This window comes from Pseudomonas sp. GD03944 (assembly GCF_029839275.1).
Lineage (GTDB): Bacteria > Pseudomonadota > Gammaproteobacteria > Pseudomonadales > Pseudomonadaceae > Aquipseudomonas.
Genome location: NZ_JAOCAH010000003.1, coordinates 184,418 through 198,258, shown reverse-complemented (window position 1 = coordinate 198,258; position 13,841 = coordinate 184,418). Strand labels below are relative to the sequence as shown.

At 67.0% G+C, this 13,841-nt stretch carries 12 protein-coding genes; 2 read left to right on the top strand and 10 right to left on the bottom strand.

What is annotated here, in order from left to right; translation table 11 throughout:
• Nucleotides 1-55: 55 nt before the first annotated feature.
• Genes N5C28_RS06875 through N5C28_RS06865 form a run of 3 tightly spaced genes read right to left on the bottom strand, consistent with a single transcriptional unit; the run spans nt 56 to nt 3,118 of the window.
• Nucleotides 56-997, bottom strand: a complete 942-nt coding sequence (locus N5C28_RS06875) for a YafY family protein (RefSeq protein WP_279821241.1) — start codon at nt 995-997, stop codon at nt 56-58.
• Nucleotides 994-1,980, bottom strand: coding sequence for a D-2-hydroxyacid dehydrogenase family protein (locus N5C28_RS06870; RefSeq protein ID WP_279821240.1), 987 nt, complete (start codon nt 1,978-1,980; stop codon nt 994-996). Before N5C28_RS06870 ends, N5C28_RS06875 begins: the two co-directional genes overlap by 4 nt.
• Nucleotides 1,981-2,029: 49 nt before the next feature.
• Nucleotides 2,030-3,118, bottom strand: a complete 1,089-nt coding sequence (locus N5C28_RS06865; protein WP_279821239.1) for an AbrB family transcriptional regulator — start codon at nt 3,116-3,118, stop codon at nt 2,030-2,032.
• Nucleotides 3,119-3,234: 116 nt separating this feature from the next.
• Here N5C28_RS06865 and N5C28_RS06860 point away from each other — a divergent pair, with 116 nt between their 5' ends.
• Entirely contained in the window at nt 3,235-4,137 is a 903-nt protein-coding gene (locus N5C28_RS06860; protein ID WP_279821238.1) for a LysR substrate-binding domain-containing protein, read from the top strand.
• A gap of 6 nt (nt 4,138-4,143) precedes the next feature.
• On the opposite strand, the gene N5C28_RS06855 is transcribed toward N5C28_RS06860, so the two are convergent.
• The 5 genes from N5C28_RS06855 to zwf are packed head-to-tail and all read right to left on the bottom strand — an operon-like array spanning nt 4,144 to nt 9,534.
• On the bottom strand, nt 4,144-4,962 hold the full coding sequence (locus N5C28_RS06855) for a shikimate 5-dehydrogenase (protein ID WP_279821237.1): 819 nt from the start codon (nt 4,960-4,962) through the stop codon (nt 4,144-4,146).
• Between the two features lie 51 nt (nt 4,963-5,013).
• Nucleotides 5,014-6,639, bottom strand: a complete 1,626-nt coding sequence (locus N5C28_RS06850; RefSeq protein ID WP_279821236.1) for an NADP-dependent glyceraldehyde-3-phosphate dehydrogenase — start codon at nt 6,637-6,639, stop codon at nt 5,014-5,016.
• A 34-nt stretch (nt 6,640-6,673) separates the two neighbouring features.
• Nucleotides 6,674-7,345 carry a bifunctional 4-hydroxy-2-oxoglutarate aldolase/2-dehydro-3-deoxy-phosphogluconate aldolase gene (locus N5C28_RS06845; RefSeq protein ID WP_279821235.1) on the bottom strand — a complete coding sequence of 224 codons (672 nt, stop codon included), beginning with the start codon at nt 7,343-7,345 and terminating at the stop codon, nt 6,674-6,676.
• Nucleotides 7,346-7,364: 19 nt separating this feature from the next.
• Nucleotides 7,365-8,078, bottom strand: a complete 714-nt coding sequence (gene pgl, locus N5C28_RS06840) for a 6-phosphogluconolactonase (protein WP_279821234.1) — start codon at nt 8,076-8,078, stop codon at nt 7,365-7,367.
• Nucleotides 8,065-9,534, bottom strand: coding sequence for a glucose-6-phosphate dehydrogenase (zwf, locus tag N5C28_RS06835; RefSeq protein WP_279821233.1), 1,470 nt, complete (start codon nt 9,532-9,534; stop codon nt 8,065-8,067). The genes pgl and zwf overlap by 14 nt, the downstream gene beginning before the upstream one ends.
• A gap of 179 nt (nt 9,535-9,713) precedes the next feature.
• Between zwf and N5C28_RS06830 the strand changes: the two genes are divergently transcribed.
• On the top strand, nt 9,714-10,574 hold the full coding sequence (locus N5C28_RS06830; RefSeq protein WP_279821546.1) for a MurR/RpiR family transcriptional regulator: 861 nt from the start codon (nt 9,714-9,716) through the stop codon (nt 10,572-10,574).
• A gap of 781 nt (nt 10,575-11,355) precedes the next feature.
• On the opposite strand, the gene N5C28_RS06825 is transcribed toward N5C28_RS06830, so the two are convergent.
• Both N5C28_RS06825 and N5C28_RS06820 read right to left on the bottom strand, forming a co-directional pair.
• Entirely contained in the window at nt 11,356-12,576 is a 1,221-nt protein-coding gene (locus N5C28_RS06825) for a carbohydrate porin (protein WP_279821232.1), read from the bottom strand.
• A 104-nt stretch (nt 12,577-12,680) separates the two neighbouring features.
• Entirely contained in the window at nt 12,681-13,838 is a 1,158-nt protein-coding gene (locus N5C28_RS06820) for an ABC transporter ATP-binding protein (protein WP_279821231.1), read from the bottom strand.
• Nucleotides 13,839-13,841: the final 3 nt, after the last annotated feature.

The following is a 13,841-nucleotide window of genomic DNA, read 5'->3' as shown; positions in this document are numbered from 1 at the left end:
TGGGTCCTGTCGAAATCGGGGAATGACCACAGCCTAGCGGCAGCGACTGACAGCCCTATGTCAGGAGCTGGCGGTGGTGCCGTGCCGTCTGTTCGGCCACCTCGACCATCAGGTGGCGCAGGCTGTCCGGCCCCAGCACCGTGGCGCTGCTGCCGAACGACAGCAGCCAGGTGGCCAGCGCCGGCCACTCCACGGTGGACAGGGTCAGGGTGTGCACGCCCTCTTCCACCTGCTCGTCGAGCAGCCCCAGGTACCACTCGCGCTTGGCCCGGTCGGCGGCCGCCGGCTCGAAGCGGATGCGCGCCTGCAACAGCGGCTCCGGCATGCCCTGCACGAACGCCTCGGCGGAGAAGTCGGCGCGCGGCACGAAGGTTTCGTCCAGCACCTCGACCTGGCGCATGCGGTCGCAGCGGAAATCCCGGTAGGCGCCACGCAGGCGGCACCAGCCGATCAGGTGCCAGCGTTGCAGGTAATGGATCAGGCCGTGGGGCTCCACTTCCCTCCCCGCCGTCTGCTCGCCGTGGGCACCGCCGTAATCGAAACGCAGCACCTGGCGCAGGCCCAGGGCGCGCTGCACCACGTCCAGGTGACTGGGTGGCGCGCCCAGCGGGCTGACGAGGCTGGCCATGCCCTGTTCGAGGCTGTCGATCCGCTCGCGCGGGGCCGCCGGCAACACGCTGCGCACCTTGGCCAGGGCCGATTGCATCGGGCCGCTGAGCGAAGGGTCGGTGAACTGCTGCACGAGCAGGCCGCCGGTGATCAGCGCGGCGGCCTCCTGCTCGGTGAAATTCACCGGCGGCAGGTGGTAGCCCTTGAGCAGGCTGTAGCCGAGCCCGGCCTGGGCCGCGATGGGCACGCCGGCCTCGCCCAGGGCGGCCAGGTCGCGGTACACGGTGCGCACGCTCAGGCCAAAATGCTCGGCCAGGTAGTCGGCGGTCACCAGGCGACGGCCCTGGAGCACCAGGATCATCGCCAGCAGGCGGTCCAGTCGGTTCATGGGCGGGCGGAAGACGTGGCCTGCAGCACCTCGGGATTGGCCAGGCCCGTGGGCGCACCACGGAAGAAGGCCAGCACGTTGGCGAAGGCATCGCCGAAGTACAGCTCGTAGCTGTGGCGCTCGACGTAGCCAATGTGCGGCGTGCACAGCACCCGGGGATTGCGCAGCAGCGGGTGGTCGGTGTCGAGCAGCGGCTCCTGCTCGAACACATCCAGCGCGGCGAAACCGGGGCGCCCCTGCTCCAGGGCGGTCTGCAGGGCGCCGGGGGCGATCAGTTCGGCGCGGCTGGTGTTGACCAGCAGCGCATCGGGTTTCATCCGCGACAGGTCGTCGAGGGTGATGCCGTGCCGCGTCTCAGCCGCCAGGCGCAGGTGCAGGCTGACGATGTCGGCCTCGGCGAAGAACGCCTCGCGCGAAGTCGCCGCCCGGTGCCCGTCCGCCTCAGCGGCCTGGCGCGAGCCCTCGCTGCCCCACACCAGCACCGGCATCTCGAACGCCTGGGCGTAACGGGCCAGGCGCTGGCCGATCTTGCCGTAGCCCCAGATGCCCAGGGTCTGCCCGCACAGGCGCTCGCCCAGGTTGACCTGCCACTGGCCGGCGTACAGGCCGTCGATGGCACCGCGCAGCTGACGCCGCGCGTTGAGCATCAGGGCCCAGGTCAGCTCGGCGGCGGCCACCGGCGAACCCCGGCCCTCGACCACCGCCACCCCACGTCGGGTGCAGGCAGCAATGTCGATGTGCGGACCGGTCTTGCCGGTCTGGCTGATCACTTTCAAGCGCGGTAGGCGCGCCAGCAGGGCGTCGTCGATCACCGTGCGTTCGCGGGTCAGGACCAGGGCGTCGGCCTCGGCGAAACGGTGGGCCAGCACGTCGGGGTCTTTCTGCACATCGTGGTAGAGCGAAACCTGGTGGCCCTCCAGCTGGGTGAAACACGCCAGCGAACGGATGGCGTCCTGGTAGTCATCGGGAATCACGATATGCATGGGGCCTGCTCCTTGGAAGGTGGACGGGATAATGGCAAGCGCCGGCCGGTTAGTCGACTGCCGGACGCGGTACGCTCAGGCGCATGATCAGCCGGGCGAAGAAGGCCCCGGTGAGCACCACCCCGAGCAGGCGTAGAGTCTGCATGGCCAGCACCAAGCCGACGTCCGACTGGGTGTCCACCGCGATGATCGCCATGGCGTCCAGGCCGCCCGGGCTGGTGGCCAGGTACACCGAGAGGAAGTCCATGCCCAGCCAGTGAGCGATCACCCAAGCCGAGGCGGCGCAGAGCAGGATCAGCAGCAAGGCGCCCAGCACCATCGCCGGCAACCGGCCCCAGACGTAGCGCAGGGTCGGCCGGTCGAAGCGCAGGCCGACGTAGCAGCCGATCACGCCGTAGGCCACCGCCAGCAGGGTGGCCGGCAGATGAATCTGCACCAGCCCGGTCACCTGCAACAGGCCGCCGAGGAACAGCGGCAGGAGCAAGGCCCCGGCCGGCAGGCGTGCCCCGAGCAGCGCCCCGCTGGCGATCACCGCCAGGCTGGCGAGCAGGTTGAAGATGCTGCTCAGGTCGAAGGCAAACGGCGCCGCCTGCACCTCGCTGGCACCGCCCTCGACACCCAGCAGGCGGCTGACCATGGCCCCGACCACCACCACGCAGACCACCCGCACGTACTGCATGGTGGCCACCACCCGGGCGTCGGCGCCCTGCTCTTCGGCCATGCCGACGATGGCCGAGGCCGCCCCCGGTGCCGTGCCCCAGGCCGCGGTGCTGGCCGAAAGGCCGGCGAAGCGCACCAGGCCCAGGCCGACCAGGGCGCTGAGCGACACCGTCAGCAGCGTCGCCAGCAGCATCATCTGCCAGGTCTGGGCCAGGGACAGCAGCACCGCCAGGCTGATCGAGTGGGCGATCAGTGCACCGACGCAGCCCTGGCCGAGCTTGAACAGCAGCTTCGGCACGCGAATGGTCGCGCCGCTGGCACCGAAGGCGATGGCCACCAGCATCGGGCCGAGGAACTGCCCCGCCGGTACGTCCGCGTGTCGCAATCCCTGCCCCGCCGCTCCCGCCAGAATCACCAGCAACACCCACTGCAGAACGACGGGCAAGGCACTCAGGGAAACAGTACGAGGTAGCGACACGATGGACCTCCAGAGCGTCGACAAAGGAATCTGACGCGATGGACAAATTATCGGTGGCGCAACCTATCAAGTCTATTTTCTAATAGTGATTAATTCATAACTGCGAGTTATCGATTATGGACCTGCGCGACTTGGCCTATTTCGAGACCATCGCCGAGCTGGAACACCTGGGAAAGGCGGCGGAAAAACTCAACCGCAGCCAGCCGGCGCTGACCAAGAGCATCCAGCGCCTGGAAGAATCCCTGGGCACCAAGCTGTTCCAGCGCGACGGCCGGCGGATCAAGCTGACCGCGGTGGGTGAACTGCTGTTGCAACGGGGCCGGCAGTTGCAGCGCAACATCGCCGAGACGGAACGGGAGGTGCGGGATTTCGCCAGCGGCGCGGTGGGCAACATCCGCCTGGGTTGCGCGGCGACCATGGCCGAGTACCTGCTGCCGCAGCTGACCGCGGCCCTGCTGGAACGGGCGCCGGACATCACCCTGAACCTGCTGATCGGCCAGGACGACATGCTCCGCGAGCAACTGCGCACCGACCGCCTGGACATGATCATCTGCCCGCTGATCAGCGGCGATCCGTCCCTGACCAGCTACCCGCTGCTAGAAGACGAAGCGGTGGTGGTCGCCAGCCGCAACCACCCGATCTTCCAGAAGCCCTGCCGCCTCGAAGACCTCAGCCAGTACCGCTGGGTATTGCCGGGCAGCGGCGTATCGGCGCGACGCTGGATCGACACGGTGTTCCAGTCGCGGCAGTTGCCGCCGCCCTTCGTGCAGATCGAGACCAACACCATTTCCCTGCTGCCGCGGCTGATCGCCCGCACCAACCTGCTGAGCTTCCTGGCCCGCGAGACCCTGGAGTTCGGCAAAGGCGTGGACCGCCTGCGCGAGGTGCCGCTGCCGGAAACCACCATGACCCGCACCATCGGCGTCAGCCTGCGCACCGGCGGCTACCTGTCGCCGGCGGCGCAGACCTTGGTGCAGCTGCTGCAGGACGACGCCAAGCGCTTCTTCACCGGCCTCTGAGCGAACTCAAGCCAGGGCGATGGCGGCGGCCTGCTGCACCAGCTCAGGCTCGGGGCGCACCCCGGTGTAGAGCACGAACTGTTCGAGGGCCTGCAACACGATGACCTCGGCCCCGGTGATCACCGGCTTGCCCTGGCGGCGCGCCAGGCGGATCAGCGGGGTTTCCGGCGGAATCGCCACCACGTCGAACACGTAGCGAGCCGCCTCTACCGCGGCTTCGCTGAAGGCCAGGCTCTGCGCCTCCGGGCCGCCGCTCATGCCCAACGGGGTGACGTTGATCAGCAGCGCCGGCCGCGTCTCGCCCAGCTGCGCCTGCCAGGTGAAGCCACAGGCCTGGGCCAGCGCCCTGCCCGTCGTCTCGTTGCGCGCGACGATGCAGCCGTCGCGAAAATCGCTGTCGCGCAGGGCGAATGCCACGGCCTTGGCCATGCCGCCGCTGCCGTGCAGGGCGAAGGAGGCGTCAGTGGGAATGCGGTGGCTGCGCAGCAGACTGGCCACCGCCTGGTAATCGGTGTTGTAGCCGGTCAGGTGGCCCTGCTCGGCAACGATAGTGTTCACCGAGGCGATGCCGGCGGCCGAGGGATGCAGCGCATCCAGCAGCGGGATGCAGGCTTCCTTGAACGGCATCGACACCGCGCAGCCCCGAATACCCAGGGCGCGGATGCCGCCGATGGCAGCCGGCAGGTCGGTGGTGCTGAAGGCCTTGTAGACGAAGTTCAGGCCCAGGGCCTGGTACAGGTGGTTCTGGAAGCGTGTGCCGAAGTTGCCGGGCCGTGCCGACAGCGACATGCACAGCTGGGTGTCTCGGTTGATCGAAGCCAGCATGGGGCACTCCCTCCGGGGCACGGGGCGCCCCGGAGGTCGCCCCGCTGAAGGTCAGAAGATGTAGTCGGTGGTCAGGAAGCTCGACTCGCGCTTGCGAATGATCTCGCTGATCAGCGCCTTGTTGTCGTCCTGGAACTTGGTGGCCACCAGGGTGCGGATGGAGAACGTGCGCAGCGCGTCATGTACCGACAGCGTGCCTTCGGCCGAGTTCTTGCGACCGTTGAACGGGAAGGTGTCGGGGCCGCGCTGGCACTGGGCGTTGATGTTGATGCGGCCCACCTGGTTGGCGAAGGCATCGACCAGCCGGCCGATCTGCGCCGAATCGTTGCCGAACAGGCTGAGCTGCTGGCCGAAGTCGGAATGCAGCACGTACTCGATCACCTCCTCCAGCTCGCGGTACGGCACCACCGGGATCAGCGGGCCGAACTGCTCTTCCTGGTACAGGCGCATCTGCGGCGTGACCGGGCTGAGCACCGCCGGGTAGAAGAAGCTCTGGCGGTGGCTGCCGCCGCCGGGGTTGATCACCCGCGCGCCCTTCGCCACCGCATCGGTGAGCAGGCCGTTGAGGTAGTCGACCTTGCCCGGTTCGGGCAGCGGCGTCAGCGCCACGCCGTCGTCCCAGGGCATGCCGGGCTTGAGCTGGGCCAGCCGGGCGCAGAACTTGTCGAGGAACGGCGCCAGCACGTCCTCATGAACGAAGAGAATCTTCAGGGCGGTACAACGCTGGCCGTTGAACGACAGCGAGCCGGTAACGGCCTCGCTGACCGCGTTGTCCAGGTCCACGTCCGGCAGCACGATGCCCGGGTTCTTCGCGTCCAGGCCCAGGGCCGCGCGCAGGCGGTGCGGGCGCGGGTGCAGTTTCTTCAGGTCGCTGGCGCCCTTGTTGGTGCCGATGAAGGCGAACACGTCGACCTTGCCGCTGGCCATCAGCGCGCTGACGGTCTCGCGGCCACGGCCGTAGATGATGTTGATGACCCCGGCCGGGAAGCTGTCGCGGAAGGCTTCGAGCAGCGGGCGGATCAGCAGCACGCCGAACTTGGCCGGCTTGAACACCACGGTGTTGCCCATGATCAGCGCCGGGATCAGGGTGGTGAAGGTCTCGTTCAGCGGGTAGTTGAACGGCCCCATGCACAGCGCCACACCCAGCGGCACCCGGCGGATCTGCCCGAGGGTGCCCTGCTCCAGCTCGAAACGGCTGGAGCGGCGATCGAGTTCCTTGAGCGCCTGGATGGTGTCGACGATGTAGTCGCAGGTGCGGTCGAATTCCTTCTCCGAATCCTTGAGGTTCTTGCCGATCTCCCACATCAGCAGCTTGACTACGGCTTCGCGCTGCTCGCGCATGCGCGCCAGGAAGGTCTCGACGTACTGGATGCGCTCGGCCACGCGCAGCGTCGGCCAGGCACCCTGGCCGTGGTCATAGGCCGCCACCGCCGCATCCAGCGCCGCCAGGGCGGCGTCGGCATCGAGCAGTGGCGTGCTGCCCAGCATCACCTGCTGATCGCCCTGCTCAGTGGCCAGGAACACCGGGCTGCGCACCGTGGCCAGCGGACCGTCCCAACTCACCAGCTCGCCGTTCACCAGGTACTCGCGCTGCTTGATCGGGGCGCCCGGGCGGTAGCGCTCTGGGATGTCGGCGGCGGTGGGAAACAGGTCGTCGAGCTGATGGGGCGCGGTCATGACAGGTCCTCTTGCGAATACGCGGGTGGGTGAATCAATCCAGGAGTTTCAACGCCTCGGCACTGCACTGCTGGACCTTGGCCCAGTCGCCGTTCTTGATCCATTGGCTGTCGAGCATCCAGCTGCCGCCCACGCACATCACGTTGGGCTGGGCCATGTAGCGGGTCAGGTTCTCGGTGTTGACCCCGCCGGTGGGGCAGAAACGCGCCTCGCCGAACGGCCCGCCGAGGGCCTTGAGCGCCGCCACGCCGCCGGAGAGTTCCGCCGGGAACAGCTTGAAGCGGCGGTAGCCCAGGGCGTAGCCGAGCATGATGTCCGAGGCGCTGCTGGTACCCGGCAGCATCGGCACCGGGCTGTCCAGGCTGGCCTTGAGCAATTCGGTGGTGGAACCCGGGGTCACGATGAACTGCGCGCCGGCCTCCTCGGCCGCCGCCAGCATCTGCAGGTCGAGCACGGTGCCGGCGCCGACGCACAGGTCGGGGCGTTCTTCGCGCAGACGACGGATGGCGGTGAGGCCGAACGCCGAGCGCAGGGTCACTTCCAGCACCGTCAGGCCACCGGCGGCCAGGGCGTCGGCCAGGGGCAGGATGTCCGCTTCGCGGGCGATGGTGATCACCGGCATGATCCGCGCGCGGGCACAGATGCTGTCGAGCAGTTTGATCTTGTCGGCCATGCGCTGCTGCAGGCCAGTGTCGAGCGTCGTCATAACGGTTGGTCCTTCAGCCCTAGGGGCACCAGTAGATCGCAAGGGGAGCGTTTACGAAGGCGCGAACAGGCATCCGCGTCACGTCATCCAGGCCCAGGGCCTCGTTCAGGGTCGCCAGCTTGGCCTGGCCCTGGATCGCCAACAGGGGCAACCGGGCACTGGCCAGCACGGGCAGGGTCAGGGTCAGGCGCTGGCGCGGCTCGCTCGGCGCCTGCATCGGCAGGCACCGGCGCGTGCCGTCGGGCTGCAGCGCCTGCGCCAGGTTCGGGCTGCCGGGGAACAGCGACGCGGTGTGGCCGTCGTCGCCCATGCCCAGCACCAGCACATCGATGGGCGGCAGCTTCGCCAGGGCCTGGTCGGCGAGTTCCGCCGCCTGCTCCAGGCTGTTCGCCACCTGGTACAGGCTGACGAAACGCGCCTCGGCCGCCGGGCCGCGCAGCAGGTGACGGCGCACCAGGCCTTCGTTGCTGGTGGCGTGGTTGACCGGCACCCAGCGTTCGTCTGCCAGGCTCACCACCACCTGCGACCACGGCAGGTCCAGGCCGGACAGGTATTCGAAGAAAGCAATCGGGCTGCGCCCGCCGGAGACCACCAGGGTCGCCATGCCGCGTTCGGCAATGGCGTCGCGCAGGGCCTGCGCCACGTCGAGCGCCAGGCGCTCGGCCAGTTGTTCGGCATTGCCCAGTTCGTGCGTGCGCACGCCTGCGGGCAAGGCCAGGTCAGAGATCGCCATACCAGGACCTTCCGTCTCGGGTTATCAACGCGACCGATGCCATCGGTCCCCAGGTGCCGGCCGGGTACGGCTTGGGCGAATCGCCCAGTTGCTTCCAGCCGGCGATCAGTTGGTCGCACCACTGCCAGGCGAATTCGATTTCGTCCTTGCGCACGAACAGGTTCTGGTTGCCGCCCATCACTTCCAGCACCAGCCGCTCGTAGGCATCGGGGATGCGCGCGCTGCGGTAGGTGTCGGAGAAGTTCAGCTGCAACGGGCCGCTGCGCAGCTGCATGCCCTTGTCCAGGCCCTGGTCCTTGGTCATCACCTGCAGGGCGATGCCCTCGTCCGGCTGCAGGCGGATGATCAGCTTGTTGCCGATCAACTGGCGCTGCTCGGGAGCGAAGATGTAGTGCGGCGGTTCCTTGAAGTGGATGACGATCTGCGACAGCTTCTGCGGCATGCGCTTGCCGGTGCGCAGGTAGAACGGCACGCCGGCCCAACGCCAGTTGCGGATGTCCAGACGCAGCGCAACGAAGGTCTCGGTGTCGCTGCGGGTGTTGGAGTTCTCTTCTTCCAGGTAGCCCGGCACCGCCCGGCCATCGCTGCTGCCGGCGATGTACTGGCCGCGGATCACCTGGCGCCCCAGTTGCTCGGCAGTGATCGGCTCCAGGGCCTTGAGCACCTTGACCTTCTCGTCGCGGATGCTGTCGGCGGACAGGTCGCTGGGCGGGTCCATGGCAATCAGGCAGAGCAGCTGCAGCAGGTGGTTCTGGATCATGTCGCGCAGCTGCCCGGCCTGGTCGAAATAGCCCCAGCGTCCTTCGATGCCGACCTTCTCCGCCACGGTGATTTCCACGTGGGAGATGTGGTTCTGGTTCCACTGGGTTTCGAACAGGCTGTTGGCGAAACGCAGGGCGATCAGGTTCTGCACCGTCTCCTTGCCCAGGTAGTGGTCGATGCGATAGACCCGGGACTCGGGGAAGTACTGCGCCACCGCCTCGTTCACCGCCCGCGAGGACGCCAGGTCATGGCCGATGGGCTTCTCCAGCACCACCCGGGTGCGCTCGGCCAGGCCGATGGCGGCCAGGTTGGCGCAGATGCCGCCGTAGACCGACGCCGGGGTGGCGAAGTAGGCAATCACCTGCTCGCTCGCGCCGACCCGCTCGGCCAGGGCGGCGTAGTCGTCGGCCTGGAGAAAATCCATCTGCAGGTAGCTCAGGCGTGCGTTGAAACGCGCCAGGACGGCGGCGTCCAGGTCGCCGGCGGGCACGTAGCGGCGCAGGTGCTGTTCAATGGCAGCGAGGTGCTGGCTGGCGTCGCCGGCGTCACGGGCCAGGGCCAGGATGCGGGTGTCCGCATGCAGCAGGCCGGCGCGGTCCAGTTGATAGAGCGCCGGGAACAACTTACGGAGCGCCAGATCCCCCAGCGCACCGAACAGGGCGAAGGAACAGGCGTCGACGGTTATGGATGGCATAATATTTGTTCTTCTATCAAGATGACGTAGAAATACCGGCTGCGGCAGGTTTTTACAAGACTCAATGTAGTAATAAACACAACATTTTTTAGAAATCCACCTGCCTATGGCCGCGATACGGGGCGCCCAGTAGGATAGGCCTGCCTTTTTACTCCCCGTCGAGGACGAACATGGATCGCGTGCGTAACCTGCTGGAACAGATCAAGGGACGTCTCGACAGCCTGAACAAGGCCGAACGCAAGGTCGCCGAAGTGATCCTGCACAACCCGCAGCAGGCCACCCGCTTCAGCATCGCCGCCCTGGCCCAGGCCGCCCAGGTCAGCGAACCGACGGTCAACCGTTTCTGCCGCTCCTTCGGCGTCGGCGGCTACCCCGAACTGAAGATGCAGCTGGCCCAGAGCCTGGCCAGCGGCGCCGCCTACGTCAGCCGCGCAGTGGAAGCCGACGACGGCCCCGAGGCTTACACGCGCAAGATATTCGGCAGCGCCATCGCCTCCCTGGACAGCGCCTGCAACGTGCTCGACCCGCAACTCATCAGCCGCGCCGTCGACCTGCTGATCCAGGCCCGGCAGATCCACTTCTTCGGCCTCGGCGCCTCGGCCCCGGTGGCCCTGGATGCCCAGCACAAGTTCTTCCGCTTCAACCTGGCGGTCACCGCCCATGCCGACGTGCTGATGCAACGCATGCTGGCCTCGGTGGCCCACACCGGCGACCTGTTCGTGATCATTTCCTACACCGGCCGCACCCGCGAGCTGGTGGAGGTGGCACGCCTGGCCCGGCAGAACGGCGCTTCGGTACTCGGCCTCACGGCCGCCGGCTCGCCCCTGGCCCAGGCCAGTACCCTGAGCCTGGACATCCCGCTGCCGGAAGACACCGACATCTACATGCCGATGACCTCGCGCATCATCCAGCTCACCGTCCTCGACGTCCTCGCCACCGGCGTGACCCTGCGCCGCGGCGTGGACTTCCAGCCCCACCTGCGCAAGATCAAGGAAAGCCTCACCGCCAGCCGCTACCCGGCCGACGAAGAGCCCAGTTGAGCCAACGCCCTACCGCAACCCCGTAGGGTGGGTTAGGTGCCTGTTACGGACGTCAAAACACTACGATTCGCGCCGCGCCGTAACCCACCACCGCAGCACCACCGGGTATCGCCTGGTGGGTTACGCGGCGCGCCAATACCGTGACCAACCAACAGCCCGGCGTGCGCCGCTAACCCACCCTACAAAAGCATGCGCCCTCCTGGCTGACAGCGACCCCGTAGGGTGGGTTAGGTGCTTGTTACGGACCTCAAAACACCACGATTTGCGCTGCGCCGTAACCCACCACCGCAGCACCACCGATTACCGCCTGGTGGGTTACGCGGCGCGCCAACACCGCGGCCAACCCACCGCCCGGCACGCGCCGCTAACCCACCCTACGAGAGCCGAGTTACCGCAACCCCGTAGGGTGGGTTAGGCGCTTGGTACGAACATCAAAACGCCTCGATTTACGCTGCGCCGTAACCCACCACCGCAGCACCACCGGATACCGATTGGTGGGTTACGCGGCGCACCAATACCGTGACCAACCCACGGTCCGACATGCGCCGCTAACCCACCCTACGAGAGCCGAGTTACCGCAACCCCGTAGGGTGGGTTAGGTGCTTGTTACGGACGTCAAAACACCACGATTTGCGCTGCGCCGTAACCCACCACCGCAGCACCACCGCTTACCGCCTGGTGGGTTACGCGGCGCGCCAATACCGTGACCAACCGACGGCCCGGCATGCGCCGCTAACCCACCCTACGAGGGGCGTGGCGGCGCATACCGGGTGCCGCGCTGTCACTTCCACCAATACTCGACCTGCACGCCGAAGTTGGAGCCGTGGCGGGCGGTGTCGAAGGCGCCGGTGTCGGAGAGCGCCGAGCCGGCGGCCAGGAGGCTGGCGGCGCGCTGGGCGGCCTTGTTCCAGCTGGCGTAGGTGTAATACAGGCGGAATTCAGGGCGTGCCCAGAAGCCCATGCCGGCCGGCGACCAGGTCGGTGCCACGGTGAATTTGGTCAGCTTGCGCGTACCGTCCGGCGCTTCCACCTGGTCGCGGCCGATCTCGCCGACCAGCTTGAACTGCTCGGTGAAGGCATAGCTGGTGCGACCACCCACCGACAGCCAGTTCTGGTCGTCGCCATCCGGGCGGGTGTCCTTCTGGTACACCACTTCGACCTGGCCACCCAGGCGCGGAGTGATCTGCCAGTCGAAGAACTCCACCAGGCGCCAGCTCTTGGCGCTGTTGTCCAGGGTCGGGTCGCCGGTGTAGCCCAGGCCGGTACCCGGGCCGCGGCCGTATTGCAGGGCGAAGGTGTTGACCCCGCCGAGGAAATCTTCCTGCTTGTGCTGCGCGGTCACGGCCCAGCCGCTGTGGCTGTCGGTGCTGTCCGGCTTGTCGATGTAACTGACGCCCACTTCCAGCTCGCCACCCGGATTGACCTTGAAGCCGCCGACGTTGAAGTCATGGCGGTTGATGTAGGGCTCCTGGTCGTAGTTGTCCTTGCGCGAGAACACGTAGCTGTACTTCAGGTCGCCGATCACCATCTCGTCGATGCCGAAGCCGGTGGCGCTCTGGTTCCAGTAGTAGAAGTCGGAGATGTGGATGTCGTTCCGTTTGTAGAAACGACGCCCCGCCCACAGCGAGCCGCCGTTGAGCGCCGGCATGTTGCTCCACTCGGCGTACATCTGGTTCATCCGCGCGAAGCCGTAGTCGCCGGTGAATTTCGGTGTGTGGCCGTACTGGTTGTAGAGCTGCGCCATGCCTTCGACGCTGATCACCGAACCGTCATCCAGGCGGAACAGGTCCTGACGCAGGTCCAGCTCGATGTACTGCTCGCACTCGTTACCCAGGCGGTATTTGGATTGCGCACCTGGCAGCTGGAAGCACTGCTGCGTGCCACCGGTGTCGGCACTCCCGGCGCCGCTGCGCACGTAACCGGTGAATTCCACGGCCTGCGCCTGGGGCAGGATCAGACAGCCGAGCGTTGCCGCCAGGCCCAGCTTCGATACAGTTTTCATAGCCTCTCCTTTTGTTTTTATTGTTCAACTGCTCACTGCATAACGCCCCAGACGCGTGGAAACGGCAGGCACGCCCCTGGGCACCAACACGGGTAACGAAAAAATCAGCGGGTCTTGAGCTGGGTGACGTTGCCGGCCGGCTCAGCCGCCGAGCGCGACTTTCCCGGCAGCAGGCGCTCACCACTCTGGGCATCGAACAGCAGCACCTTGCTCGGCTCGAACTGCAGCGACAGCGTGGCCCCCACCGGTGGCGCCTGGTCCGGTGCCAGGCGGCAGCAGACCTTGGTCTGGTTGAGGTTGACGAACACCAGGGTGTCCGGCCCTGTGGGCTCGGTGACCTCCACTTCGGCGCGGATGCTCGGCAACTCGCCGCCCTCGCCCGCCAGCTGGATCTGTTCCGGGCGGATGCCGAGGATCACCTCACGGCTCTCCACCCCTGCCGGCATGTCGCCCAGGGGCAACTCGCAGCGCGCCTGCCCCGAATCGAGCAGCGCCCACAGCTGGTCGTCGCGACGCTGCAGACGCAGGGGGATGAAGTTCATCGGCGGCGAACCGATGAAGCTGGCCACGAACAGGTTGGCCGGGTCGTTGTAGATCTGCTGCGGGGTGCCGAACTGCTGGATGATGCCGTCCTTCATCACCGCCACCTTGTCGCCCAGGGTCATGGCCTCGATCTGGTCGTGGGTGACGTAGACCGTGGTGGTCTTCAGGCGCTGGTGCATCAGCTTGATTTCGGTGCGCATCTCCACGCGCAGCTTGGCGTCGAGGTTCGACAGCGGCTCGTCGAACAGGTAGATCTTCGGCCGCCGCGCCAGGGCCCGCCCCATGGCCACCCGCTGCTGCTGGCCGCCGGACAGCTGGCCGGGCTTGCGGCCCAGCAGGTGCTCGATCTGCAGCAGCTTGGCCACCCGGGCCACTTCGGTCTCGATATCAGCGGCGCTCATCTTGCGCATCTTCAGGCCAAAGGCAATGTTGTCGCGCACGCTCATGGTCGGGTACAGCGCATAGGACTGGAACACCATGGCGATGTCGCGATCCTTGGGGCTCATGCCGCTGATGTCGGCGCCGTCGACCAGGATCGCGCCGCCGCTGATGTTCTCCAGCCCGGCGATGCAGTTCATCAGGGTGGACTTACCGCAGCCGGACGGGCCGACCAGGATCAGGAATTCGCCGGAGCCGATCGACAGCTCGATGTTCTTCAGAGTGTCCGCCAGACCAGTGCCGTAGGACTTGTTGACGTTGCGCAGTTCGAGGGTTGCCATGTC

Bases quoted from the DNA above. Each gene is read 5' to 3' on its own strand.
- N5C28_RS06875 (WP_279821241.1), bottom strand. From the start codon at position 997: ATGAACCGACTGGACCGCCTGCTGGCGATGATCCTGGTGCTCCAGGGC.
- N5C28_RS06870 (WP_279821240.1), bottom strand. From the start codon at position 1,980: ATGCATATCGTGATTCCCGATGACTACCAGGACGCCATCCGTTCGCTG.
- N5C28_RS06860 (WP_279821238.1), top strand. From the start codon at position 3,235: ATGGACCTGCGCGACTTGGCCTATTTCGAGACCATCGCCGAGCTGGAA.
- N5C28_RS06855 (WP_279821237.1), bottom strand. From the start codon at position 4,962: ATGCTGGCTTCGATCAACCGAGACACCCAGCTGTGCATGTCGCTGTCG.
- N5C28_RS06850 (WP_279821236.1), bottom strand. From the start codon at position 6,639: ATGACCGCGCCCCATCAGCTCGACGACCTGTTTCCCACCGCCGCCGAC.
- N5C28_RS06845 (WP_279821235.1), bottom strand. From the start codon at position 7,345: ATGACGACGCTCGACACTGGCCTGCAGCAGCGCATGGCCGACAAGATC.
- pgl (WP_279821234.1), bottom strand. From the start codon at position 8,078: ATGGCGATCTCTGACCTGGCCTTGCCCGCAGGCGTGCGCACGCACGAA.
- zwf (WP_279821233.1), bottom strand. From the start codon at position 9,534: ATGCCATCCATAACCGTCGACGCCTGTTCCTTCGCCCTGTTCGGTGCG.
- N5C28_RS06825 (WP_279821232.1), bottom strand. From the start codon at position 12,576: ATGAAAACTGTATCGAAGCTGGGCCTGGCGGCAACGCTCGGCTGTCTG.
- N5C28_RS06820 (WP_279821231.1), bottom strand. From the start codon at position 13,838: ATGGCAACCCTCGAACTGCGCAACGTCAACAAGTCCTACGGCACTGGT.